This is a genomic window from Cedecea sp. NFIX57 (assembly GCF_900177785.1).
GTDB lineage: Bacteria > Pseudomonadota > Gammaproteobacteria > Enterobacterales > Enterobacteriaceae > Cedecea > Cedecea neteri_C.
In genome coordinates, this window is the sequence record NZ_FXAS01000019.1 from 35572 (window position 1) to 59760 (window position 24189).

A 24189-nucleotide genomic window follows, 5' to 3' on the forward strand; every position below is an offset into this window, starting at 1 on the left:
CGACGCCGCGCCACTGGAAGAGGAAGCACTATGAGCCGTCGGGCAGGGCAAAAGAACAGCGAAAAAGTGACGCCATTACCGAATATTGAAGAGCATGTTGAGGGCTTCAGGCAGGTACGCGAAGCGCACCGTCGTGAGTTAATTGATGATTATGTTGAGTTGATTTCGGATTTGATTCATGAGGTCGGCGAAGTTCGCCAGGTGGATATGGCGGCCCGTCTTGGAGTTTCCCAGCCGACGGTTGCCAAGATGCTAAAGCGTTTGGCATCCGTTGGGCTGATTGAGCAGATTCCATGGCGTGGCGTTTTTTTAACACCGGAAGGTGAAAAACTGGCGCAGCAGAGTCGGGAACGGCACCAGATTGTTGAAAACTTCTTCCTCGCGCTGGGCATCAGCCCGGAGACCGCGCGTATTGATGCCGAAGGTGTGGAACACCACGTCAGCGAAGAGACGCTGGAGGCTTTCCGCAAATTCAGCGCTGAGCGGGGTATAGGCTAAACATGCTGCTGCGTCTTGCGCAGCCGTTCCTGCGCGATCGATTCCTGCATTTATTGTTGTTAATCGGCGTCGCCCTGAGCCTGGCGGTGCCGTTCCGCCCGGCTTTATGGCCCGCCGCCATAGACTGGCACACCATTATTACCCTGGCCGGGCTGATGATGTTGACCAAAGGCGTCGAGCTGAGCGGCTATTTCGACGTGCTGGGTCGTAAGATGGTGGCGCGTTTCGCCAACGAGCGGCAGCTGGCGCTGTTTATGGTTGCGGCGGCGGCTCTGCTGTCTACTTTCCTGACCAACGATGTCGCGCTGTTCATCATCGTTCCGCTGACCATCACGCTGAAAAAGCTCTGCTCGGTACCGGCCAGTAAGCTGATTATTTTTGAGGCGCTGGCGGTCAATGCCGGCTCTTTGCTCACGCCTGTCGGTAATCCGCAGAACATCTTGTTGTGGGGGCATTCCGGGCTCTCTTTCGGCGCGTTTACCTGGCAGATGATGCCGCTGGCGCTGGCCATGACCGTCAGCCTGCTGATCCTGGCGTGGATCTGCTTCAAACCAAAACCGCTGCGTTACCACGGCGAAGTGAATGACAGCCGCTGGCAGCCTAAGCTTGTCTGGTGCTGCCTGGCGTTTTACATCGTCTTTATTCTGGCGCTGGAGCTCAAGCTTGAGCTTTGGGGGCTGGGGCTGATTGCGCTTGGGTTCCTGGGGCTGGCGCGCAAAGTGCTGCTCAGTATCGACTGGAGCCTGCTGGTGGTATTTGTGGTGATGTTTATTGATGTGCACCTCATCACCCAGTTACCGGTACTGCAGCATTCGCTTCAGGGCGTGGCGCAGCTCTCAGCGGGCGAGTTGTTTGGCCTGGGTATTTTGCTGTCACAATTCATCAGCAATGTGCCTGCCACCATTTTGCTGTTGAACTATGTACCTGCTTCGCTGCTGCTGGCCTTCGCGGTCAATATCGGCGGCTTTGGCCTGTTGCCGGGGTCGCTGGCGAACCTGATTGCCCTGCGTATGGCCAACGACCGCCGTATTTGGTGGCGCTTCCATCTCTATTCCCTCCCTATGTTGCTTTGGGCCGCGCTGGTCGGCTACGGCTTATTACTGCTTTTGCGCTAGCGCCAACTCAGGCAGAAACAGGCAAGGAATGAGCAGAAATCCCCCATTCCAGAACCGTGCGCGACGCGTATAACTGGCAGTCCGCACTCTTCCTTCCTGAAATCCTGAACATGAGGTACCGCTATGCGTTATAAAAAATTAGGAAATACCGGCCTGTTTGTTTCAGAGCTTTGCCTGGGCACCATGACTTTTGGTGGTGAAGACGGCATATGGGGCAAAATAGGCCAGCTCGCACAAAATGATGCCGACAAGCTGGTTGCGCGCGCACTGGAAGCCGGGATTAACTTTATTGATACCGCCAATGTTTACTCCGGCGGGCGTTCGGAAATCATTACCGGCCAGGCGCTGAAAAACCTTAACGTGCCGCGTGAGAATGTGGTGGTGGCTACCAAAGCGTTTGGCGAAACTGGCACCGCCGGGCCGAACTCTCGAGGTTCCTCGCGTTTTCATCTGCTAAACAGCGTTAAAGAGAGCCTGCAGCGGCTGCAACTGGACTATATCGACCTGTACCAGCTGCACGGTTTTGACCCCGCGACGCCGATAGAGGAAACGCTGCGGGCGCTGGATTCGCTGGTGCAGCAAGGCCTGGTACGCTACATCGGCGTTTCCAACTGGGCGGCCTGGCAAATCATGAAGGCGCTCGGGATCTCCGAACGTCTGGGGCTGGCCCGCTTTGCCTCTTTGCAGGCTTATTACACCCTTGCCGGGCGAGATCTGGAGCGAGAGCTGGTGCCAATGATGCAAAGTGAAGGCGTCGGCCTGATGGTGTGGAGCCCGCTTGCGGGTGGGCTGCTCAGTGGCAAGTACGAGCGCGACGGTAAAGCCGAAACCGGGAGTCGCCGCCTGGAGTTTGACTTCCCGCCGGTCAACAGGGATCGCGCGTTTGATTGCGTGGATGTGATGCGTGACATCGCCGATGCCAAGGGCGTTTCCGTGGCGCAGATTGCGCTGGCCTGGTTGCTGCATCAGCAGGCGGTGACGACGGTCATCATTGGTGCGAAGCGCATTGAGCAGCTTGAGGATAACATCGCCGCCACGGGCGTGCAGCTTAGCGCGGACGAGCTTGAAAGGCTAAATGCGGTGAGTGAGCTGCCGCGTGAATATCCGGGCTGGATGCTTGAGCGGCAGGGGGAGTATCGCCGGGAACAGCTGAGAAATCAGTTTTAGGTGGAGAGGCTGTTTTTCCCCTCACCCTAACCCTCTCTCCTGAGGAGAGAGGGGACCGATCGGTGTTTTTATTGCTTTATGTTTCCCTCTCTCCTTTTTAAGGAGAGGGCCGGGGTGAGGATAAAACTACCGGCTCAGCTTCAAATGCAGCAAAGGGAAAGGATTCCCTTCACCGTCAAGTTCAGACCGCCCGGTCTGAGCAAATCCCATATGCAGATAGAAACCTACGCCCTGCGGATTCTGCTCATTCACATCCACCTCATCGACCTGCAAACGTTCAATGGCGTATTGCAAAAGCTGCTTGCCTACGCCCGTGCCGCGGCTTTCAGGCGAAACAAACAGCATTTCAATCCGGTTTTCGTGGCAGCCGATAAAGCCCAGAGGCTCTCCGGTTTTGCCGCATGCCTGCAGAATCGGGATCTGCGGCATGTAGAGTTCGCGCACCTGTGGCTTCAGCGCCCTGATATTTTCCTCAGGTAAAAAATCATGCGTGGCGCGAACGGATGCTTCCCAGATTTCCGCCAGCGCATCAAAATCCGCCGGAGTGGCTTGTCTTATCGTTAACATTCTTGTTCTCAGAGGTCGTTAGTTAAACGGCGCTTCTTTCTTCAGGATCTTGTCGATCACATCCAGCACGCCTTGTTGATTGCAGTGCCCGGCCTGATGGCTGGCAATGCGCTTGATCTTGTCCGGAGCGTTGGCCATCGCAAACCCGTATTGCGCCTGGGTCAGCATCTCGATGTCGTTGCCGCCGTCGCCAAAGGTCACCACTTCGCTGTCCTGGATACCCCATTTCTCCTGCAGGATCCGCAGGCCGTTAGCCTTATGAATGCCCGGAATAATCAGGTCGATAGAGCCGTGCCCGCTGGTGACCGGCACCATAATGCCTTCCAACTCTGCGCCCAGGGCGTCCATGGTTTCATCAAGCTGGCTGTCCGGCAGGTTCAGGGCAAACTTGAAGAACACGTCGTCGAGGTCGGAGAAGCTTTCTACGTGTTCAAGGCGATGGTAGAACTTCGCCGCCAGCGCTTTGAAATCGTCACTATAGCCGTTGAGGGTATAGCCGTTATGCTTGCCGCAGGCGATGATCTCCACGTGAGGCAGGGTCAGCAGGTGATCGACCACAGTATTGAATTCTTGTTTGGTCAGCTCGCCGTTGAACAGGTCTTCGCCTTCGCTGACCACCCAGCCGCCGTTATCGGCGACAAAAGAGATTTCGTGGGCAATCTCCGGGAAGAAGGAGATCAGCTGGAAATACTGGTTCCCGCTGGCCACCACAAAGCGGATACCTTGCTCTTTCATCTGCTGGTATTGCGCGGCAAAGCGTTCACGGTTGTAGGTTTTTTCGTCATTAAGAAAAGTGCCGTCCATGTCTACTGCAATCAGTTTGATGCTCATTGAACTCTCCATTATTCAGTTTCTAAAGTCTGCCCGGAAGATTGCACCGGTTTAGCCACGGCGCGGGCGACCAGCGCCGCAATCACCATTAACGTCAGCACAACTAACATGGCCTGGCGCAGCCCATAATGCTCGCCGAGGAAGCCCAGCAGCGGCGGCCCCACTAAAAAGGCCACATAGCCCGAAGCGGCAACAACGCTGACGCGGCTGGCCGGATCGGGGCCGGTATCACCCGCGGCGGAAATGGTCAGCGGGAAGCCTAAAGAGGTGCCCAGCCCCCACAAAATCACCGATACGCCAGCAAGGAAGGCGTTGTCCACAAACACAATGGTGCCGATACCAATAATGCCCATGATCGCACAGGCGCGGACCACAAAAACCCGGCTATAGCGGTCGATAAACCAGCCGCCGGTGAAGCGCCCGACCGTCATACCTAGGGTAAAGCCTACGTAGATAAGCGATCCTGAGGTCGGACTAAAGCCGTGCCCGTCCACCATCAGCAGCGGCAGCCAGTCGTTGGCTGAGCCTTCGGCAAAGGCCATCGCCAGCACGACAAAACCAATCAGCAATAGCTGAATATCTTTGTAAAACGGGCGGTGCGGCTCGTGTGCTTCGGTTTTCTCCGGGTTGTCTTTGCCCACGCCGTGCGGCACGGCGATCAGCGCGATGGCAATCGGCGCAATGGTCAGCAGACCAATCAGCAGCAGGTGCCCCCAGGAAACGACGTTCCACGCGGTCAGGGTCAGGCCAATTCCGGCGCCCACCAGCGTCCCTAAGCTAAAGAAACCGTGCATCATTGGCAGCACCGTTTTCTTCATCAGGCTCTCAATAATGGCGCCTTCAACGTTCATGGCCACTTCGGATGAACCCATCCCGCTGCCGAGCAGCGCCAGGCCGAAGGCAAATAGCACCGGGGAAGCAAGGTACAGCGCGAAGCTCATCATTAACATTCCGGCGACCATCAGCGTCATACCGCTGCGAATAATGGTGCGGGTGCCAAAGCGTTTCACCAGCCAGCCGGAACAGAGAATACCGCCCATTGACCCTATCGACAGGCCAAACAATACGATGCCCATTCCGGCCGTCGAGACACTGAGCGTATCGCGGATGGCGGGCGTGCGTGTGGCCCAGGATGCCATCACCAGGCCCGGAAGGAAGAAGAAGGTGAATAACGCCCAGGTACGGAGCTGTAAGGCTTTTCTCTGCGAAACAGACATGAACAACAACCAGTGAAAGAGAAACAGGGGTGCAGACTAGCAAGCTTGTGTACATTTGTACACATCCCGGTATAGACTCTTTGTCATACTCTAAATTCAGGTAGGTAATGATGAGCAAAGCCCCGCGCCGGAATGACCCCGAACGCCGCTCGCGTATTTTGCAGGCGACGCTGGATATGGTGGTAAAGCACGGCATCAGCGATATCACGCATCGCAAAATTGCCGCCGAGGCTGGCGTTTCGCTGGGGTCGATGACCTACTATTTTGCCGGGATCGAGTCGCTGCTTTGTGAAGCGTTTACCCTGTTTGCCCATCAGATGTCGGACAGCTACCGCGAGCGTATGCAGCAGGCCACCAATCGCGATGAGGCCTGCGAAGCGATTGTGGATATGATTTGCGGCGGCTGCGTGGCCACGCCGTACAACATGCAGGTGATGTACCAGCTTTATGCTTATGCCAGCTGCAATCCGCAGCTAAAAGACATCATGCAGGAGTGGATGATCCGCAGCCAGCAGGCGCTGGAGCCGTTTTTCGATCCGCTAACCGCCCGTGCGCTGGATGCTTTCCTGGAAGGCATGACGCTGCACTACGTCACCGATCGCGAGCCGATGAGCCGGGATGATATGCGGGTGATGGTGCGCAGGATTGTGGGGACGGGGGATACAAAATAAAGCGAACAGAGGGGTTAGTAAGCGTTTGTTATTAAAGCCCTAAAAAATAAAAACCCATCAACCTTGAACCGAAAGCGGCGGGGTTGATGGGCTCCACAAATTGGGGACATCAAAGAAAAGCAGTGGCACTAATTCAGACTGACGCCCCGGAAGAAAGTTCGCTCAGGTATAAAAAAAAAGTATTTTTCTTTGTCTGTGGTTGCGATCACAAACCTGGCCATATCACGACAATTAACGTCCCGGCCAGCGTTAACAATACGTTAGCGATAGCGTAGGTGCCGGCGTACCCCAATGCAGGAATGTTGCTGCGGGCGGTGTCGCTGATGATTTCCATCGCTGGCGCACAGGTACGCGCTCCCATCATCGCACCGAACAGCAGGGCGCGGTTCATGCGTAAGACATAGGCGCCGAACAGGAAGCAGATAATCACTGGCACCAGGCTCACGATAAGGCCGGAAATCAACATCTGGCCGCCCACAGCACCGAGGCCGTTGCTGATGCCGCTGCCGGCGCTCAGGCCAACGCCCGCCATAAACACCATCAGGCCAAACTCTTTCACCATATTTAGCGCACCCTGCGGAATGTAGCCGAAGGTTGGGTGGTTGGCGCGCAGGAAGCCAAGCATGATGCCTGCGAACAGCAAGCCAGCAGCGTTCCCGATGCCGAAGCTGAACGAGCTGAACTGGAAGGTGACCATGCCCACCATCAGGCCAATAACAAAGAAGGCGCAGAAGGCCAGCAGGTCGGTTATCTGGCTGTGGATGGAGATAAAGCCGATGCGCTCGGCAACGGTTTTCACTCGTCTGGCATCGCCGCTGACCTGCAGGACATCGCCTTTGTTCAGCACGATATTGTCGTCGATAGGCATTTCAATCTGGCTGCGGATCACGCGGTTCAGGAAGCAGCCGTGGTCGGTGAGCTTGAGCTGCGCCAGGCGACGGCCCACGGCATTGTGGTTTTTCACCACAATTTCTTCGGTGACGATGCGCATGTCCAGCAGATCGCGGTCGAAGACTTCTTTACCGTTTCTGAAGCTTGGGTCAAGGCGCGCATGCGAGTCGGGGTAGCCCACCAGCGAGATTTCATCGCCCATTTGCAGCACGGCATCGCCGTCCGGGTTAGCCAGAATGCCGTTGCGACGAATACGTTCGATGTAGCAGCCGGTCTGGCGATAAATCCCCAGTTCGCGCAGATTTTTACCGTCGGCCCAGGCAACCAGCTCTGGCCCGACGCGGTAGGCGCGGATCACCGGGAGGTAAACTTTGCGGCTGGCATCGGTATCCAGACCGCGCTCGCGGGCAATTTGTTGGGCGCTGGTCTGCAGATCCTGATGCTGCAGCTTCGGCAAATAGCGAGCCCCCACGATCAGGCTGACCAGGCCAATCAGGTAGGTCAGGGCATAGCCGAGGCTCAGATTATCCAGCGAGGTCGCAAGCTGCGCGGCGGGGATGCTTGAATGGCGCAGGGTATCGCCCGCTCCGACCAGCACGGGCGTGGAGGTCATAGCGCCGGCGAGCATACCGGCTGTCAGGCCAATATCCCAGCCAAACAGTTTGCCCAGCCCTAACGCAATCAACAGAGCGCTGCCGACCATCACCAGGGCCAGCATCAGGTAATTTTTGCCGTCGCGGAAGAAAATAGAAAAAAAGTTTGGCCCGGCTTCGACGCCAACGCAGAAAATGAACAGCATAAAACCCAGGTTTAGCGCGTCGGTATTGATCGAGAAATGCTGTTGCCCGAGTAATAAAGAGACCACTAAAACACCAATGGAATTACCCAGTTGCACCGGACCGAGGCGTAATTTCCCCAGGCAGAGTCCGAGCGTTAGTACAACAAATAACAAAAGGATGTAATTCCCGTTTAACAAATCTGCGACGTTTATATTCACGAAGGCTAACTTCTTGTTTACCAGTAAGCTGTTGAAAGAGATAGAGTTATGCGCTAAGGTTTTGACGGTTTCGTCAGCGACGGCCGGCAAATTATCACGCATATAAATATCTCACGCGACGACCGAATTTCCGCCGCTAGTTTAATCTTTCTCTGTATCAGCGGCTAGTAAGAATATTGTGCTAAATGTGGCAATGCTTTATCGGCACGGATGGCCAGGCATTATCAAATCGGGTAAAGACGCTGCTGAATTTTCCGGCGGGGTATTTTCGAGCAAAAGCAGATGTCAGGAGGTAAAATGCACAGACGCGCGCAAAGGTGGCTAGGAATTACCTGCTGCTTCGTGCTCTTTATTCTGGTTTTTCTTTCGCTGCGCCTGGACGTGATGGGGCGGTTTATTGCCACCGGGCACTATGAGCTTGGACTGCTGTTTTTCCTCTTCCCGGGTGCCGCGGCCAGTTTCTTTTCCCAGGGCGATAGAGTCGTCAAACCGCTAGCAGGGGCAATGCTTGCGTCACCGTTCTGCCTGTTGATAGCTCACCTGTTTTTCCCCGTCACGCGCTCTTTCTGGCAGGAAATGGCCTGGCTGCTCAGCGCGGTCTTCTGGTCGTCGCTCGGTTCGCTGTGTTATCTGCTATTTTTTATGTGTAAGAACCGGAATCGCACGCATAAAAAAACCGACTCCTGAGAGTCGGTTTTCTGCATTCTTAAAGCTTACTGTGCGGTCTGGAACAGGTTCAGGTGTTCTTTTGCGTAAGCTTCAAAATCGGTGCAACCGCCAATGTGCTTCTGATCCAGGAAGATCTGCGGCACGGTTTCAACCGGTTTACCCACGGTTTTTTCCAGGTCAGCTTTAGTGATGCCTTCGGCGTGGATGTCAACGTAACGGAAGTTGAAGTCATCACGCTCGGCGGTCAGTTTCTCAGCCAGTTCTTTAGCGCGAACACAATATGGGCAGCCAGGGCGTCCAAAAATTACTGCAAACATGCTCTCTCCTCAGTTTTTATGGCCGATACGAACCGGCGAATGCGCTTATAATGCCGACATCCGTCACATTTTTAAAGAAGGTCGTGCCTGTTAGTTCGATGCCCGTAGGCTATCTCCTTTAAGTGGGAGGGGCGCGGCCTCGATGATAGCTGACCTGAACACAGGAGGCGCTGATATGCGCGCGGTCGGATCGTTACCAAAATCGGTGGTGGTGCTGGAAGCGGTGGGCATAGGCTTTTTGGCGCTTGCTTTTCTTTCGCTGCAGGGATACTTGACGTTGCCCGCATCTGTGGCCACTGCAACGGCGGCGATAGTCATGGTATTTATTGGCCTTGGGCTGATGCTGCCGGCGGCAATCATCATGACGTGGAATATTGCTAAACGTCTCGCACCGCAGCTGACGCAGCCTGATTCAGCTTCAAAACACTCTGATTTAAAAAAGCCAAAGGAAAATCGCGATGACGCCGACCATTGATCTGCTTCGTTCCCACCGTTCAATTCGTCATTTTACCGGGGAACCCATTACCGACGAGCAGCGCGAAGCTATTATAGCCAGCGCACAGGCGGCTTCGACTTCCAGCTTCCTTCAGTGCAGCTCAATCATTCGCATCACGGATAAAGCGTTACGTGAACAACTAGTACCCCTGACCGGTGGGCAAAAACATGTGGCAGAGGCGGCCGAGTTTTGGGTGTTCTGCGCCGACTTTAACCGCAACCTGCAAATCTGCCCGGATGCCCGGCTTGGGCTGGCGGAACAGCTGCTGCTTGGTGCGGTTGATACCGCAATTCTGGCGCAGAATGCATTTACCGCCGCAGAATCGCTGGGGTTAGGCGGCGTCTATATTGGCGGCATCCGCAACAATATCGAAGCGGTGGGAGAGCTGTTGGGCGTGCCGAAATACGTGTTGCCGCTGTTCGGGCTTTGCCTGGGCTGGCCTGCCGCCACGCCGGATATCAAGCCGCGTATGCCGGCTGCGATGCTGGTGCATGAAAACCGCTATCAGCCGCTGAACAGACCGCTGCTGGACGAGTACGACGAGCAGCTGGCGCAGTATTATTTGAGCCGGGACAGCAACACGCGGCGCGACACCTGGAGCGACCACATCAGCCGTACCATCATTAAAGAAAGTCGGCCTTTCATTCTGGATTACCTGCATAAGCAGGGCTGGGCGACCCGCTAATTCACCCGGCTGCCAGGTCATCAACGCGGCGATCGATACATTTTCAGTATTAATCGTGGCCTCAAACGGTATTGGTTTCATCCGTCGGTGAGTCGTTATAACTGCTGAAGTTATAACGACAATCTGACAAGGAACCTTCTATGCCTACCTCTGTTTTTGATCATTCCCCTTTCTATGCCGCCGACATTATTCGCGCCCGCATTAACGGCCTGGTGCCACGCATTGCTTTCATTCTCGGCTCCGGGCTGGGGGAACTGGCAGAAAAAATCGACTCCCCAGTAACGTTTTCCTACGAAGAGCTGCCCGGGTTCCCCGTCAGCACCGTCCACGGTCATGCGGGTGAACTGGTCGTCGGCACGCTGGCTGGCGTACCTGTAGCCTGTATGAAAGGGCGGGGGCACTTTTATGAAGGACGTGGGATGTCAGTGATGACCAGCGCAATTCGCACTTTTAAGCTGCTGGGATGTGAAATTCTGTTTTCTACCAACGCCGCAGGTTCTCTGCGCCCGGAAGTAGAACCCGGAAGCCTGGTGGCACTCAGCGATCATATTAATACGATGCCGGGCACGCCGAACGTTGGGCCAAATGATGAGCGGTTTGGTGAGCGCTTTTTCTCGCTGGCAAACGCCTATGATGCTGACTATCGCGCCGTACTCCAGCAGGTTGCGCGTGAGCAGGGGTTCCCGCTACACGAGGGGGTGTTTGTTTCTTATCCAGGGCCAAACTTCGAAACCGCAGCGGAAATTCGCATGATGCAAATCATTGGCGGCCATGTCGTGGGGATGTCGGTTGTGCCGGAGGTGATCAGCGCTCGCCATTGTGGCCTGAAGGTGGTTGCCGTCTCGGCCATTACCAACCTTGCCGAGGGGCTGGGGAGTATTCAACTTTCCCACGAACAGACGCTGAAAGCGGCTGCGCTGTCGCGGCAGAACTTTATTAACCTGATTTGCGGCTTCCTCGGCAAACTGGCCTGATCCCCCATTGACCAAGGCAGGGAAAACAGATGGCGATTAAACTCCGCTTAAAAATCATGCTGTTTTTGCAGTACTTCATCTGGGGGGCGTGGCTGGTCACTTTGGGCTCTTACATGATCAATACGCTCGGCTTTAAGGGCGCAGATGTTGGCATGGTTTACAGCACCAAAGGGCTTGCTGCGCTGCTGATGCCGGGCCTTATCGGCATTGTGGCCGATAAATGGCTCCCGGCCAATCGGGTGTACTCTCTCTGCCATTTTGTCGGAGCGGGGATGCTGGTCTGGGCAGCCAGCATCGACCAGCCTGGGTTGATGTTTTGGGCAATGCTGGGTAATGCGCTGGCCTTTATGCCGACTATCGCGCTGTCCAATACGGTGTCTTACGCCTGCCTGGAAAAAAACGGACTGGATACGGTGACGCATTTCCCGCCTGTGAGGGTGTTCGGTACCGTGGGCTTTATTGCGGCGATGTGGACCGTCAGCCTGATGCGCATAGAGCTGAGCAGCATGCAGCTCTATGTTGCCGCAGGGGCTTCCGGGATGCTGGCGCTGTATGCGCTTACGCTGCCGACTATCCCGGTGATAAAAAGCCAGGCCACGCGCAGTTGGGTGAGCCGCCTGGGGCTGGACGCGTTTGTGCTGTTCAAAAAGCCACAAATGACGGTTTTTTTCCTGTTCGCCATGCTGCTTGGCGCGGTGCTGCAAATCACCAATACTTTCGGCAACCCGTTCCTGCATGATTTCGCCCGTCAGCCGGAATTTGCCAACAGCTTTGTGGTGCAGTATCCCTCTATTTTGCTGTCCGTCTCGCAGATGTCGGAAGTGGTCTTTATTTTGACGATCCCCTTCTTCCTGCGTCGTTTTGGCATTAAACAGGTCATGCTGATGAGCATGGTCGCCTGGGTGCTGCGCTTTGCGCTGTTCGCCTGGGGCGACCCTTCTGCTTTGGGCTTTGTGCTGCTGTTACTGTCGATGGTGGTGTACGGCTGCGCCTTTGATTTCTTTAATATCTCTGGCTCCGTTTTTGTTGAGCAGGAGGTGGACTCACGTATTCGTGCCAGCGCTCAAGGGCTGTTTATGACGATGGTGAACGGGGTTGGGGCGTATCTCGGGGCGATTGTCAGCGGTTATGTGGTGGATTATTTCACCATCGATGGCGTCAAAGACTGGCCGACCATCTGGCTGGTTTTTGCTGGCTATGCGCTGGTGCTCGCCGTCGTCTTCCACTTTAGTTTCCACTATCGCCACCGTCAGCAGAGTGATTCTTCGGCATCGCTCGCACATTAAGGCGCCCGGCCTTACAGCAAGCGTAAGCGATGGTAATTTATGAGGCTTGCCACTCAGGGAGCCTCATGAATACATCTCAGCGTATCTATCGCACCGATCTTAAGCTGCTGCGTTATTTTCAGGCCGTCGCCGAGGAGCTTCACTTTGGCCGGGCCGCCGCACGGCTGAACATGTCGCAGCCTCCCCTGAGCTTTCATATCAAAGAACTGGAAGCTCAACTGGGTACAGTACTGTTTATCCGCCATTCCCGGCACGTGGCGCTGACTCACGCAGGCGAAGTCCTGCTGGAAGAGACAAAACAGCTGCTGAACAACGCCAGCCTTGCCCTGGCCAGGGTTGAACAAATTGGCCGAGGAGAAGGGGGCAGGATCCAGTTAGGGATTGTCGGAACCGCCATTTGGGGCGGGCTGCGGCTTGGTCTACAGCGGTTTATTGCTGACTATCCCGCCATTGATGTGACCTTCCGCGAAAAATCCCCAGGGGATCAGCTGGCCTTGCTTGAACGCCACGAGATTGATGCCGGGATCTGGCGGATGGAAACCAGCCCGCCCGGTGGCCTTAAGAGCGAAAAGCTGCATGAGGCGACATTTATGGTCGCGCTGCCGGAGCAGCACCCGTTAGCCCGGCAGCAAACGGTGGACATTACCCAACTGCGGCATGAAGCGTTTGTGACGATGACTGCCATTCACTCTGACTGGACTTTCCTGCAGCGTGTTTGCCGTGAAGCTGGTTTTACCCCGAGGGTTGTTCGTGAGGCGGTGGAGCCGCAAACCGTGCTGGCGCTGGTGAGCATCGGTTTCGGGCTAACCATCATCGCCGACAGCTATGCGCAGATGAACTGGCCTGGCGTGGTGTTTCGCCCCCCGGAGAGACCGATACCCGCCGACCTGTATGCTGTTTTTGATCCCGTGCATCTTACTTCGACAACAAAGCAATTAATTGAGGCACTTAAGATGTCTCCCGCCGATTAGCCCGTCGTTGAAAGGTGAAGGCAGTGGTATGATTAGCGGGCGGTTAATTTTGGTCTGGTTGCTCAGAGGTGCAGGTTGAAAATCGCTATTTTATCCCGGGATGGAACGCTCTACTCATGCAAGCGCCTGCGCGAGGCGGCAACGCGTCGCGGTCATCAGGTGGAGATCATCGATCCCCTTTCTTGCTATATGAACATTAATCCGGCCGCGCCTTCCGTGCACTACAAGGGGCGTCAACTGCCGCATTATGACGCGGTTATCCCGCGTATTGGCTCGGCTATTACCTTTTACGGCACGGCGGTGCTGCGCCAGTTCGAAATGCTGGGAAGCTATCCGCTGAATGAGTCGGTGGCGATCACCCGCGCGCGGGACAAGCTGCGTTCGCTGCAATTGCTGGCGAAGCAGGGAATTGATTTGCCGGTGACGGGGTTTGCCCACTCGCCGGACGACACCAGCGATCTGATTGATATGGTGGGCGGCGCGCCGCTGGTGGTGAAGCTCGTTGAAGGCACGCAGGGCATTGGCGTGGTGCTGGCCGAAACGCGGCAGGCGGCGGAAAGCGTGATTGATGCGTTTCGCGGCCTCAACGCCCATATTTTGGTGCAGGAATATATCAAAGAAGCGAAGGGCAGAGATATTCGCTGCCTGGTGGTAGGGGATGAGGTGGTGGCCGCCATTGAGCGGCAGGCCAAACCCGGCGATTTTCGCTCAAACCTGCACCGTGGCGGCGTCGCGCATCAGGTCACCATTACTGACCTCGAACGAGAGGTGGCGCTAAAAGCGGCCAGCACTCTGGGGCTGGATATTGCGGGGGTGGACATTTTACGCGCCGACCGTGGGCCGCTGGTGATGGAAGTGAACGCCTCGCCGGGGTTGGAAGGCATTGAAAATACAAGTGGTGTCGATATCGCCGGGCTGATGATCAAATGGATTGAGCAGCAGGCCCGCCCTGGGTACTGTCTTAAAACCGGGGGATAATCGCCAAATCGGCGCTAATGCATAGTATGACGTGTCATTTTTGCGTAAGATGGCACGTTAATTTTTGAACAGGTAATGAGGTTTTTGCGTTTATGGATTCACTCGTGGTCCCGACTCTGGACACTTTACGCCGCTGGCTGGATGAAACTGGCGTAACCTTTTTCGAGTGCGATACCTGCCAGGCATTGCATTTGCCCCATATGCAGAACTTCGATGGCGTATACGACGCGAAAATCGATCTCGTGGACAACATTATTCTGTTTTCCGCACTGGCAGAAGTTAAGCCGTCGGCGCTGCTGCCGCTGGCATCCGATCTCTCCTCGATCAACGCCAGCTCGCTGACGGTGAAAGCGTTCCTCGACATTCAGGATGATAACCTGCCCAAGCTGGTAGTGTGTCAGTCGTTGTCTGCCTCGGTGGGCATTACCCGCGAGCAGTTTGCCGCCTTCGTTCAGCAGAGCGAAGAGCAGGTTTCGATGGTGATCCTCGAGGCTTGCGCTAATCAGCTGCTTTTTGTGGCCGAAGAAGAAGAGCGCGACGGCACAATTATTCACACCCACTCTCTGCACTGATCCTTTCTTTTTTTAACGCAGCGGCCACCAGCGCCGCCGCGTTCTGCATGTTTTTATTCTGTCATAAAGCCGTCACAGCCAGACAAATCCCTGCCATAAGGCGCGTTTTTGCCGCCTGAATAGACGAAAGATGTCTAAAAAGTTGATAAAAGGCGTTTTTTCATCCGGGCTATAGTCGCCAACCCTGGCTACAGTTATTCTTGCTTGGCCGTAAAAACGAGCAACGTCTGCGTGAAGATTACCCAAATTCTTTTTCAGCAGAATGAATAGAGATGCATGAATTTTGCATGCTAAAAAAGCGTGCGGTGAATGCGGATAAGCCACATTGCGTAAATTCGGCTCATTCGAGCCTGGTTTGGCCTTTATTCAGAAGGAATGAAATTATGCTCTACCTACGTAAAAAAGGGTTGTTGGGGATGGTTGCTGGCGCGCTGATGGTGGCTTCTGCCGCCAGCTCTGCCGCCGAACAAAAGACGCTGCACGTTTATAACTGGTCTGATTATATTGCCCCGGATACCCTGGCAAACTTCACCAAAGAGACCGGCATCAAAGTGGTCTACGACGTGTTTGATTCCAACGAAGTGCTGGAAGGGAAGCTGATGGCGGGCAGCACGGGCTATGACCTGGTGGTGCCGTCTTCGCAGTTCCTTGAGCGCCAGGCGCAGGCCGGTATCTTCGAGCCGCTGGATAAAAGCAAACTGCCGAACTACAAAAACCTCGATCCGGAAATGCTCAAGCTGGTGGCGCAAAACGACCACGACAACAAATACGGCATTCCGTACATGATGGTGACGACCGGCATCGGCTACAACGTCGATAAAGTGAAAGCCGTGCTGGGGAAAGACGCGCCGGTGGACAGCTGGGATCTGATCTTCAAGCCGGAAAACCTTGAAAAACTGAAAAGCTGTGGCGTGTCGTTCCTGGACGCGCCAAGTGAAATTTACGCCACCGTGCTGCACTACCTGGGCAAAGATCCGAACAGCACCAACGCCGCGGACTACACCGGGGCGGCTAACGATCTGCTGATGAAGCTGCGGCCAAATATTCGTTACTTCCATTCGTCGCAGTACATCAACGACCTTGCCAACGGTGACATTTGCGTGGCGATTGGCTGGTCCGGGGATATTCTGCAGGCGGCAAACCGCGCCAAAGAAGCCAAAAATGGCGTGAATGTTGCTTATTCCATTCCTAAGGAAGGCGCGATGGTCTACTTCGATATGTTTGCCCTGCCGGTAGACGCGAAGAACAAAGACGAAGCGTACCAGTTCCTGAACTACCTGATGAAGCCGGACGTTATCGCCAACATCAGTAATCATATTTACTACGCGAATGCCAACAAAGAAGCTACGCCATTACTGAGCGAAGAGGTCCGCAGCAATCCGGGAATTTACCCGCCGGCGGATATTCGTGCCAAGTTGTTCACACAAACGGTGATGCCAGCGAAGATTGACCGGGTTATCACCCGCGCGTGGACTAAGGTTAAAACAGGCAAATAGTCCTGTTACACCCTGCACCGGGCGGTTGCACCAGAGTTGTGCAATCGCCCCAGCCTGAACGGAAGCCCTTGTTTCCAGAATGGCGAAAAGTACGGCAACCGGGCCGTATCTTCTTTTTGCTTTTGCCGGAGAGCAACAGAATTGAACGACGCAATCCCTCGCCCGCAGTCCAAAACACCCAAAGCGCTGACGCCGCTGCTGGAAATTCGTAACCTTACTAAATCGTTTGATGGCCAACATGCCGTGGATGACGTCAGCCTGACCATCTATAAAGGCGAAATTTTTGCTTTGCTGGGGGCTTCGGGCTGCGGCAAATCTACGCTGCTGCGTATGCTGGCGGGGTTTGAACAACCCAGCGCCGGGCAAATCATGCTTGATGGCGTTGATTTGTCGCATGTGCCGCCTTACCAACGCCCAATCAATATGATGTTCCAGTCGTACGCGCTGTTCCCGCACATGACCGTGGAGCAAAACATCGCCTTTGGCCTGAAGCAGGACAAACTGCCTAAGGCGGAAATTACCAGCCGGGTGGCAGAAATGCTGACGCTGGTTCACATGCAGGAGTTTGCAAAGCGCAAGCCCCACCAGTTGTCCGGTGGCCAGCGCCAGCGCGTGGCGTTAGCCCGAAGCCTGGCGAAGCGCCCCAAATTGCTGCTGCTGGACGAGCCCATGGGGGCGCTGGATAAAAAGCTGCGCGACCGGATGCAGCTGGAAGTGGTGGACATTCTTGAGCGCGTCGGCGTGACCTGCGTGATGGTGACCCATGACCAGGAAGAGGCGATGACCATGGCCGGGCGAATTGCCATCATGAATCGCGGCAAGTTCGTGCAAATTGGCGAGCCGGAAGAGATTTATGAGCACCCAACCACCCGCTATAGCGCGGAGTTTATCGGGTCGGTAAACGTCTTCGAAGGGCTGTTGAAAGAGCGCCAGGACGACGGGCTGGTGATAGACAGCCCCGGACTTGTGCATCCGCTGAAGGTGGATCCTGACGCTTCCGTGGTCGACGGCGTGCCGGTTTTCGTCGCGCTGCGCCCGGAAAAGGTGATGCTTTGCGAGGAGCCGCCCGCCGATGGCTATAACTTTGCCGTCGGAGAAGTGGTGCATATTGCCTACCTCGGCGATCTCTCCATCTACCACGTTCGGCTGAAAAGCGGGCAGATGATCAGCGCCCAGCTGCAAAATGAGCACCGCTACCGTAAAGGAGCGCCCACCTGGGGGGATGAAGTTCGCCTGTGCTGGGATGCCGACAGCTGCGTGGTTCTGACGGTTTAAGGGGGCAAGATGACAACACTTTCTGAAGGCCCGGCAGAGACGGCTGTTCCTCAGCCCTCGGGCGTGAAGCGTTTACTCGCTCGCTTGCAGATGGCGCACGGGCGCAAGCTGGCGATCGCGCTGCCCTATTTGTGGCTGATCCTGCTGTTTATGCTGCCGTTCCTGATCGTCTTTAAGATCAGTTTTTCGGAAATAGCCCGGGCGATCCCGCCCTACAGCGATCTGGTGAGCTGGGCCGATGGCCAGCTGTCGATCACGCTGAATCTGGCGAACTACTTCCAGCTGACGGACGATCCGCTCTACTTCGAAGCTTATCTGCAATCCTTGCAGGTGGCGGCGGTGTCAACGCTGTGTTGCCTGGCGCTGGGCTATCCGCTCGCGTGGGCGGTGGCGCACAGTAAGCCCTCAACGCGAAACATCCTGCTGTTGTTGGTGATCCTGCCTTCATGGACCTCGTTCCTGATCCGCGTGTATGCGTGGATGGGCATCCTGAAAAATAACGGCATATTGAATAACGTGCTGCTTTGGCTCGGGGTTATCGACCAGCCGCTGACGATTTTGCACACCAACCTTGCGGTCTACATCGGGGTGGTTTATGCCTATCTGCCCTTTATGGTATTGCCGATTTATACCGCACTGACGCGTATAGATTATTCGCTGGTGGAAGCTTCGTTAGATCTCGGCGCGCGGCCGCTGAAAACGTTCTTCAGCGTGATTGTGCCACTGACCAAAGGCGGGATTATTGCCGGTTCGATGCTGGTGTTTATTCCGGCGGTAGGAGAGTTTGTGATCCCGGAACTGCTTGGCGGGCCGGACAGCATCATGATTGGTCGCGTCCTGTGGCAGGAGTTTTTTAATAATCGCGACTGGCCGGTGGCCTCAGCCGTGGCGATTATCATGCTTCTGCTGCTGATCGTGCCGATCATGTGGTTCCACAAATATCAGAACAAAGCGGCGGAGGATCACGCATGAACAACTTACCGGTTGTGCGCTCTCCGTGGCGAATTTTGATTCTGGTCATTGGCTTTACCTTCCTGTATGCGCCCATGCTAATGCTGGTTATCTACTCGTTTAACAGTTCTAAGCTGGTGACGGTATGGGCCGGCTGGTCAACGCGCTGGTATGGCGAGCTGTTCCGGGATTCGGCGATGATGAACGCCGTTGGCCTGAGCCTGACCATTGCTGCGGCTGCCGCCACGATGGCGGTTATCCTGGGGACGATTGCTGCCGTGGTGATGGTGCGTTTTGGTCGCTTTCGTGGCTCAACCGGATTTGCCTTTATGCTAACGGCGCCGCTGGTTATGCCGGATGTGATCACCGGGCTTTCGCTGCTGCTGCTGTTCGTAGCGCTGGCACACGCGATTGGCTGGCCGAGCGACAGGGGAATGCTTACCATCTGGCTGGCGCATGTGACGTTCTGCACCGCCTATGTTGCCGTGGTGATTAGCTCACGCTTGCGGGAGCTGGACCGCTCCATTGAAGAAGCGGCGATGGATCTGGGGGTGACGCCGCTAAAAGTGTTCTTTGTGATCACCGTGCCGATGATCTCGCCCGCCATTATCTCCGGCTGGCTGCTGGCGTTCACGCTTTCGCTCGACGACCTGGTTATCGCCAGCTTCGTTTCCGGGCCGGGCGCGACCACGCTGCCGATGCTGGTGTTCTCGAATGTGCGTATGGGGGTTAACCCGGAAATTAACGCCCTGGCGTCGATCATTCTCGGCGTGGTGGGCGTTATCGGCTTGATTGCATGGTGGTTTATGGCGCGGGCAGAAAAGCAGCGGCTGCGCGATATCCAGAGTGCAAGACGTGGTTAAAACGCCTAAAATCTGCAATGATGTGCCTCCGGTGCCGCGCTTGTCGCGGCACCGTGACGTAAGGAACGCGAGGTTGTGGAAATTATCAGGAAACAGCGGTCATCCCATGCAAAATTAAACGTCCCCACGCTGGTGATGGTGGCGGCTATCGGCATCGTCACTACCCGATGCCTCGACCTGCTGCTGCTGTTTAATATGCTCGGGGTGAGCGGGGTGATGGATTTTGTCCATCGCAGCGTGCAAACCTGGCCCCTGACGCTGGTTTTTCTCGGCAGCCTGTTGATGCTTTTTGTCGAACTGCGCTGCGCGTTCGTCATCGTCAAAGGGCGTAACTGGGGGCGCTGGCTGTTCCTGCTGACCCAAATTATTTCCGTGGTCTGGTTGTCTCTGTCCTCCCTGGGCTGGGGATACCCCGAACTATTCAGCGTTGCCGGGGGCACTAAGCGCGAGATCTTCCGTTCGCTGTTTACCCAAAAGCTGCCCGATATTCTGGTGCTGCTTTTGCTGTTTGTCCCCGCCCGCAGCCGGCTTTTTTTCAGACTTCAGTAAGCGCAGAGTGCTACAATCTGCGCCCTCGTTTTTTCTCAGGGTTTTTCTATGCAATGCGCGCTCTATGATGCCGGCCGCTGCCGTTCCTGCCAGTGGATTGAACAACCGGTGGAAGACCAGCTTCTCGCTAAAATGACCGATCTCCGGCAGCTGCTGGAAGGCATTGCCGTAGGCGAGTGGTGCCAGCCGGTCAGCGGCCCTGAGCGTGCGTTTCGCAATAAAGCCAAAATGGTGGTCAGCGGCAGCGTGGAAAAACCGCTGCTGGGGATGTTGCACCGCGACGGCACGCCCGAAGATTTAACCGACTGCCCGCTTTATCCTGTTTCATTTGAGCCTGTTTTTGCGGCGCTGAAGCCCTTCATTGCCCGGGCGGGATTAACGCCCTACAACGTAGCGCGTAAGCGTGGCGAGCTGAAGTATCTGCTGCTGACCGAAAGCCTGGCGGATGGCGGCATGATGCTGCGCTTTGTGCTGCGCTCGGAAAGCAAGCTGGAGCAGTTGAAAGCGGCGCTGACGTGGTTACAGCAGCAACTTCCTCAGCTCAAGGTGATTTCGGCCAACATTCAGCCCGTACACATGGCGATTATGGAAGGTGAGCAGGAAATTCCGCTGACCGAACAGCGTGCGCTCGAAGAGGTATTCAACGGCGTGCCGCTTTATATTCGTCCGCAAAGTTTCTTCCAGACTAACCCTGAGGTTGCTTCCCGGCTGTATGCCACCGCTCGCGACTGGGTGCGCGCGCTACCCGTCAACCATATGTGGGATCTGTTCTGCGGCGTGGGAGGATTTGGCCTGCACTGCGCCACGCCGGAGATGAAGCTAACCGGGATTGAAATTGCCCCCGAGGCAATTGCCAGTGCAAAGCAGTCGGCTGAAAAACTTGGCCTGCATAATATTCATTTTCAGGCGCTGGATTCCACGCAGTTTGCCGTTGCCCAGCAGGATATCCCGCAGTTGGTGCTGGTGAACCCGCCGCGCCGTGGGATAGGCAAAGCGCTGTGCGATTATCTGACGCAGATGGCCCCGGCGTTTATCGTCTACTCAAGCTGCAACGCGCAGACCATGGCGAAGGATATTCAGATGCTGCCGGGTTATCGCGTGGTGCGTACCCAGCTGTTTGATATGTTCCCGCATACTTCGCATTACGAAGTGTTGACGCTGTTGGAGCGTTGTTCCTAACTTTGACATTCGTGCTAGCGGCTTCTGCAGACTCGGCTAAGGTTCCGTTCACTTCCAGTTCGGTTTCCATATGCCACCACCGCATCGGTGAACGTCTCAGGGGAATCACCGTCATTCCCCTGAGAACCCGGACTCCCGGCCAAATAAATCGACCGCTGAAGCGGCAAACCTCCGTTTTATCTCCCAGTCCTGGGTCGGCTGAGATGCGTTCCCGACGCTCTCAGCCTCCGGCCGTTCCCGACGTCCGGACCCTGGCCAGTCGGAGAGAAAACGGAGGCGATTTAAGCCGGAACCGTGCCTCGCTTTATGTTCAGCACTGGCTTAACCCGCTGCATCGCTGCTGTTTTTTTACCCTCACCCTAACCCTCTCCCTGGAAAGGAGAGGGAATAGATTGTGTTCTGTTCTGACCTGGTGTTTTCTCCCTCGCCCCCTTGGGGAGAGGGCCGGGGTGAGGGGAATACATGTTCCCGGTTCTTTCTCAACTTCCCCGAATGTTTGGGTGATAGCCGGTGGGTTTACCGCTTCAGCGGCGATGAGCTCGCCGGGCGCCAGGGGTTGTCAGGGGGCATGGCGTAATGCCCCCTGACACGTTCACTGGTGCGGTGGCTGCATATGAGCTTGCACTTTAGGTGAACGGAATCTTAGTGGGCCTTACATTAAGCATATTTGTGACTAAGGAGCGGCCCGGGTGAGGATAAATTTACTGCGGGAACCACTGATTGCTGATCTTCTGGTACGTCCCATCCGCTTTAATCGCCGCCAGCGCGTCGTTCAGCTTCTTCAACAGGGCCTGATTATCCGGGCGCACTGCAATCCCTAAACCGGTGCCAAAGTACTGTGCGTCGGTCACATGCTCGCCCACGGTGCCCAGTTGCGGGTTGGTCTTCAGCCATTCGTTCACCACGGCGGTATCGCCAAATACGCCATCGATACGGCCATTTTTCAGGTCAATAATCGCGTTCTGGTAGCTGTCGTAGGAGACGGTTTTGATCTCAGGATGTTTATCCTGCAGATATTTCTGGTGCGTGGTGCCGTTTTCCATCCCGATGCGTTTGCCCTTGAGATCGTCCAGAGAAGCAAACTGGCCTTTTTTCGCAATCACTACCGCTGAGTTGGCGTAGTACGGGTTGGTAAAGGCGACCTGTTTGGCGCGCTCAGGCGTGATATCCATCCCGGAAATCACCGCGTCGTATTTACGGAACTTCAGGGAAGGGATCAGGCTGTCGAAAGCGTGGTTGGTGAAGGTGCATTCTGCCTGCATTTGTTTGCATAATGCCTTGGCCAGATCAATATCGAAACCGACGATCTGATTGCTGGCGTCCAGAGATTCAAAAGGAGGATAGGTTGCCGAAGAGCCGAAGTTGATTTTCTCCGCTGCAGCCGCGCTGAATGCGGTTGTAGCGAACATGGCGGCTAACAGTAACTTTTTCATGCGTGTTGCTCCTGTCTGTCAATATTGTTTTAAGTCGCCGTTTCCCGGCGTCAGACCACCATGCCAAAGTGTGAATTTATATGCAATTAAAATGTATAATTATACTTTCGTGGGCGTAAAAAAAGCGGGTTGCCCCACTTTTTCTGTTAGCTGCTCTAGTTGCGGCGTTCAAACGCCAGCGCCCGGCGTTCGATCAGGCGCATCAGCAACGTAAGTAGCCCGTTGACGATCAGGTAGACCAGACCGGCGGCACCGAACACCGCCACATCATAGGTACGGCCATACAGAAGTTGCCCATAGCCCATCACTTCCATCAGCGTGATTGTGTAGGCCAGCGAGGTGCTCTTGAACACCAGCACGACTTCGTTTGAGTAAGAAGAGAGCGCGCGCTTGAAGGCATAAGGCAGCAGAATAGCCAGCGTGTCTTTCTTGCTCATCCCTAAGGCGCTGCAGGACTGCCACTGACCTTCCGGAATGGCGCGAATTGCCCCATAAAACAGCTGCGTAGTGTACGCGGCGCTGTTAAGCGAGAGTGCAATTAACGCGCACAGCCACGGTTCGGAAAGCAGATGCCACAGCACCGGATAATGCTGGAGCGACGGGAACTGCCCCGGACCGTAGTAAATCAGGAAGATCTGCACCAGCAGCGGCGTGCCGGTAAACAGCGTGATGTAGGCGCGCACAATGTGCACCAGTCCCGGCGTTTTCAGCGTCAGAACGATGGTGAACAGCAGCGACAGCACGAGCGCGACGGCAATGGAAGCGGCGGTGAGCGTCAGGCTGGTGTGCAGACCCTTCATCAGCTCCGGTAAATACTCGAGCATCAGCCAGGTCTCCGTTCAAAGCGCGTGGCGCGCAGGTCAATGCGCTTCAGGATGTACTGACTCAGCAGGGTAATGACCAGATAAATGGCCGCAGCGATGACGTACCAGGTAAACGGCTCCTGGGTGCGTGTGGCAATACTTTTGGTTTGCAGCATCAGGTCGTTCACGCTGATAAGCGACACCAGCGCGGTGTCCTTCAACAGCACCAGCCACTGGTTACCCAGGCCCGGCAGCGCGTGGCGCCACATCTGCGGCATGACCAGCCGGAAGAAAATCGCGGTTTTGGATAAACCCAGCGCCTGGCCCGATTCCCACTGCCCCACCGGCACCGCTTTCAGCGCGCCGCGCAGTGTCTGCGACGCGTAGGCAGAGTAGAGCAGGGAGAGGGCAATCACACCGCAGAGGAACGGGCTGACGTCAAAATTCTCAATCTCCATTTTGACCGGGATCGCGGTAAAACCGAGGTTGAGGGTAAAGCCGTCAGAGAGTATCAGCAGCAGCTGGGAGGAGCCGAAGTAGATGAACAGCACCACCAGAATTTCAGGCAGGCCGCGGAACAGCGTGACCATCCCGGAGCCTATCCATGCCACCGGGCGCCATTTGGCGGATTCCCAGACGGCAAAAATCATCGCCAGCACGAGGCCGACGATGAGGGCACAAACGGCAAGGCCGACGGTCATCCCGGCGGCGCTTGCTAATGGAAACAATTCGTTCATC

At 55.6% G+C, this 24189-nt stretch carries 26 protein-coding genes; 18 read left to right on the forward strand and 8 right to left on the reverse strand.

Going from position 1 to position 24189, the window contains the following annotated elements:
* Window positions 1-30 precede the first annotated feature (30 nt).
* The 3 genes from mntR (at window position 31) to B9Y90_RS16755 (ending at window position 2780) form a co-directional block, all read left to right on the forward strand.
* Window positions 31-498, forward strand: coding sequence for a manganese-binding transcriptional regulator MntR (gene mntR, locus B9Y90_RS16745; protein ID WP_008461034.1), 468 nt, complete (start codon window positions 31-33; stop codon window positions 496-498).
* A gap of 2 nt (window positions 499-500) precedes the next feature.
* Complete coding sequence (locus B9Y90_RS16750) at window positions 501-1613, forward strand: SLC13 family permease (protein ID WP_085541945.1); 1113 nt, start codon at window positions 501-503, stop codon at window positions 1611-1613.
* Between the two features lie 123 nt (window positions 1614-1736).
* Window positions 1737-2780, forward strand: a complete 1044-nt coding sequence (locus B9Y90_RS16755) for an aldo/keto reductase (protein WP_085541946.1) — start codon at window positions 1737-1739, stop codon at window positions 2778-2780.
* 126 nt (window positions 2781-2906) lie between these two features.
* On the opposite strand, the gene B9Y90_RS16760 is transcribed toward B9Y90_RS16755, so the two are convergent.
* Genes B9Y90_RS16760 through B9Y90_RS16770 form a run of 3 tightly spaced genes read right to left on the reverse strand, consistent with a single transcriptional unit; the run spans window position 2907 to window position 5395 of the window.
* Window positions 2907-3347 (reverse strand): acetyltransferase, encoded by a 441-nt coding sequence (locus B9Y90_RS16760; protein ID WP_085541947.1) that lies wholly within the window; start codon window positions 3345-3347, stop codon window positions 2907-2909.
* A gap of 18 nt (window positions 3348-3365) precedes the next feature.
* Entirely contained in the window at window positions 3366-4178 is an 813-nt protein-coding gene (locus tag B9Y90_RS16765; protein WP_085541948.1) for a Cof-type HAD-IIB family hydrolase, read from the reverse strand.
* Between the two features lie 11 nt (window positions 4179-4189).
* Entirely contained in the window at window positions 4190-5395 is a 1206-nt protein-coding gene (locus tag B9Y90_RS16770; RefSeq protein ID WP_085541949.1) for an MFS transporter, read from the reverse strand.
* 110 nt (window positions 5396-5505) lie between these two features.
* On the opposite strand from B9Y90_RS16770, the gene B9Y90_RS16775 reads away from it, so the two are divergent.
* Entirely contained in the window at window positions 5506-6066 is a 561-nt protein-coding gene (locus tag B9Y90_RS16775; protein WP_085541950.1) for a TetR/AcrR family transcriptional regulator, read from the forward strand.
* Between the two features lie 205 nt (window positions 6067-6271).
* On the opposite strand, the gene B9Y90_RS16780 is transcribed toward B9Y90_RS16775, so the two are convergent.
* Entirely contained in the window at window positions 6272-7954 is a 1683-nt protein-coding gene (locus B9Y90_RS16780) for an aspartate:alanine antiporter (protein ID WP_039296624.1), read from the reverse strand.
* A gap of 297 nt (window positions 7955-8251) precedes the next feature.
* On the opposite strand from B9Y90_RS16780, the gene B9Y90_RS16785 reads away from it, so the two are divergent.
* Window positions 8252-8641 (forward strand): inner membrane protein YbjM, encoded by a 390-nt coding sequence (locus B9Y90_RS16785; RefSeq protein ID WP_085541951.1) that lies wholly within the window; start codon window positions 8252-8254, stop codon window positions 8639-8641.
* Between the two features lie 26 nt (window positions 8642-8667).
* Here the strand turns inward: B9Y90_RS16785 and B9Y90_RS16790 are convergent, their stop codons facing one another.
* A complete protein-coding gene (locus B9Y90_RS16790; protein ID WP_008461049.1) occupies window positions 8668-8940 on the reverse strand; it encodes a GrxA family glutaredoxin in 273 nt (90 codons plus the stop codon).
* A 175-nt stretch (window positions 8941-9115) separates the two neighbouring features.
* On the opposite strand from B9Y90_RS16790, the gene B9Y90_RS16795 reads away from it, so the two are divergent.
* The 13 genes from B9Y90_RS16795 to rlmC all read left to right on the forward strand — a co-directional run bounded on the left by B9Y90_RS16795 (window position 9116) and on the right by rlmC (window position 21215).
* Window positions 9116-9415: a YbjC family protein gene (locus tag B9Y90_RS16795; RefSeq protein WP_039291432.1), complete on the forward strand. Its 300-nt coding sequence runs from the start codon at window positions 9116-9118 to the stop codon at window positions 9413-9415.
* Window positions 9399-10121, forward strand: coding sequence for an oxygen-insensitive NADPH nitroreductase (gene nfsA, locus B9Y90_RS16800; protein ID WP_061274268.1), 723 nt, complete (start codon window positions 9399-9401; stop codon window positions 10119-10121). Before B9Y90_RS16795 ends, nfsA begins: the two co-directional genes overlap by 17 nt.
* Window positions 10122-10261: 140 nt before the next feature.
* Window positions 10262-11095 carry a xanthosine phosphorylase gene (gene xapA / locus B9Y90_RS16805; protein ID WP_085541952.1) on the forward strand — a complete coding sequence of 278 codons (834 nt, stop codon included), beginning with the start codon at window positions 10262-10264 and terminating at the stop codon, window positions 11093-11095.
* A gap of 29 nt (window positions 11096-11124) precedes the next feature.
* The gene (locus tag B9Y90_RS16810) at window positions 11125-12381 is read left to right on the forward strand and encodes a nucleoside permease (protein ID WP_085541953.1); all 1257 of its coding nucleotides are present in this window, start codon (window positions 11125-11127) and stop codon (window positions 12379-12381) included.
* A gap of 65 nt (window positions 12382-12446) precedes the next feature.
* Window positions 12447-13352, forward strand: coding sequence for a LysR family transcriptional regulator (locus tag B9Y90_RS16815; RefSeq protein WP_085541954.1), 906 nt, complete (start codon window positions 12447-12449; stop codon window positions 13350-13352).
* 75 nt (window positions 13353-13427) lie between these two features.
* Window positions 13428-14330: a 30S ribosomal protein S6--L-glutamate ligase gene (gene rimK, locus B9Y90_RS16820; protein WP_038474187.1), complete on the forward strand. Its 903-nt coding sequence runs from the start codon at window positions 13428-13430 to the stop codon at window positions 14328-14330.
* Window positions 14331-14422: 92 nt separating this feature from the next.
* Complete coding sequence (locus B9Y90_RS16825; RefSeq protein ID WP_008461058.1) at window positions 14423-14902, forward strand: YbjN domain-containing protein; 480 nt, start codon at window positions 14423-14425, stop codon at window positions 14900-14902.
* Between the two features lie 383 nt (window positions 14903-15285).
* A complete protein-coding gene (gene potF, locus B9Y90_RS16830) occupies window positions 15286-16398 on the forward strand; it encodes a spermidine/putrescine ABC transporter substrate-binding protein PotF (protein ID WP_008461059.1) in 1113 nt (370 codons plus the stop codon).
* A 141-nt stretch (window positions 16399-16539) separates the two neighbouring features.
* Window positions 16540-17673, forward strand: coding sequence for a putrescine ABC transporter ATP-binding subunit PotG (gene potG, locus B9Y90_RS16835; protein ID WP_038474177.1), 1134 nt, complete (start codon window positions 16540-16542; stop codon window positions 17671-17673).
* 9 nt (window positions 17674-17682) lie between these two features.
* Entirely contained in the window at window positions 17683-18645 is a 963-nt protein-coding gene (gene potH, locus B9Y90_RS16840) for a putrescine ABC transporter permease PotH (protein ID WP_085541955.1), read from the forward strand.
* Window positions 18642-19487: a putrescine ABC transporter permease PotI gene (potI, locus tag B9Y90_RS16845; RefSeq protein ID WP_085541956.1), complete on the forward strand. Its 846-nt coding sequence runs from the start codon at window positions 18642-18644 to the stop codon at window positions 19485-19487. Before potH ends, potI begins: the two co-directional genes overlap by 4 nt.
* A gap of 75 nt (window positions 19488-19562) precedes the next feature.
* Window positions 19563-20036, forward strand: a complete 474-nt coding sequence (locus tag B9Y90_RS16850; RefSeq protein ID WP_039291443.1) for a YbjO family protein — start codon at window positions 19563-19565, stop codon at window positions 20034-20036.
* A gap of 48 nt (window positions 20037-20084) precedes the next feature.
* Complete coding sequence (gene rlmC / locus B9Y90_RS16855; protein ID WP_085541957.1) at window positions 20085-21215, forward strand: 23S rRNA (uracil(747)-C(5))-methyltransferase RlmC; 1131 nt, start codon at window positions 20085-20087, stop codon at window positions 21213-21215.
* Between the two features lie 701 nt (window positions 21216-21916).
* Here rlmC and artJ read toward each other — a convergent pair.
* From artJ to artQ, 3 genes are all read right to left on the reverse strand, one after another.
* Window positions 21917-22648, reverse strand: a complete 732-nt coding sequence (artJ, locus tag B9Y90_RS16860; protein WP_085541958.1) for an arginine ABC transporter substrate-binding protein ArtJ — start codon at window positions 22646-22648, stop codon at window positions 21917-21919.
* Between the two features lie 155 nt (window positions 22649-22803).
* Window positions 22804-23472 (reverse strand): arginine ABC transporter permease ArtM, encoded by a 669-nt coding sequence (gene artM, locus B9Y90_RS16865; RefSeq protein ID WP_039291448.1) that lies wholly within the window; start codon window positions 23470-23472, stop codon window positions 22804-22806.
* On the reverse strand, window positions 23472-24188 hold the full coding sequence (gene artQ / locus B9Y90_RS16870) for an arginine ABC transporter permease ArtQ (RefSeq protein ID WP_085541959.1): 717 nt from the start codon (window positions 24186-24188) through the stop codon (window positions 23472-23474). The genes artM and artQ overlap by 1 nt, the downstream gene beginning before the upstream one ends.
* Window position 24189 lies beyond the last annotated feature (1 nt).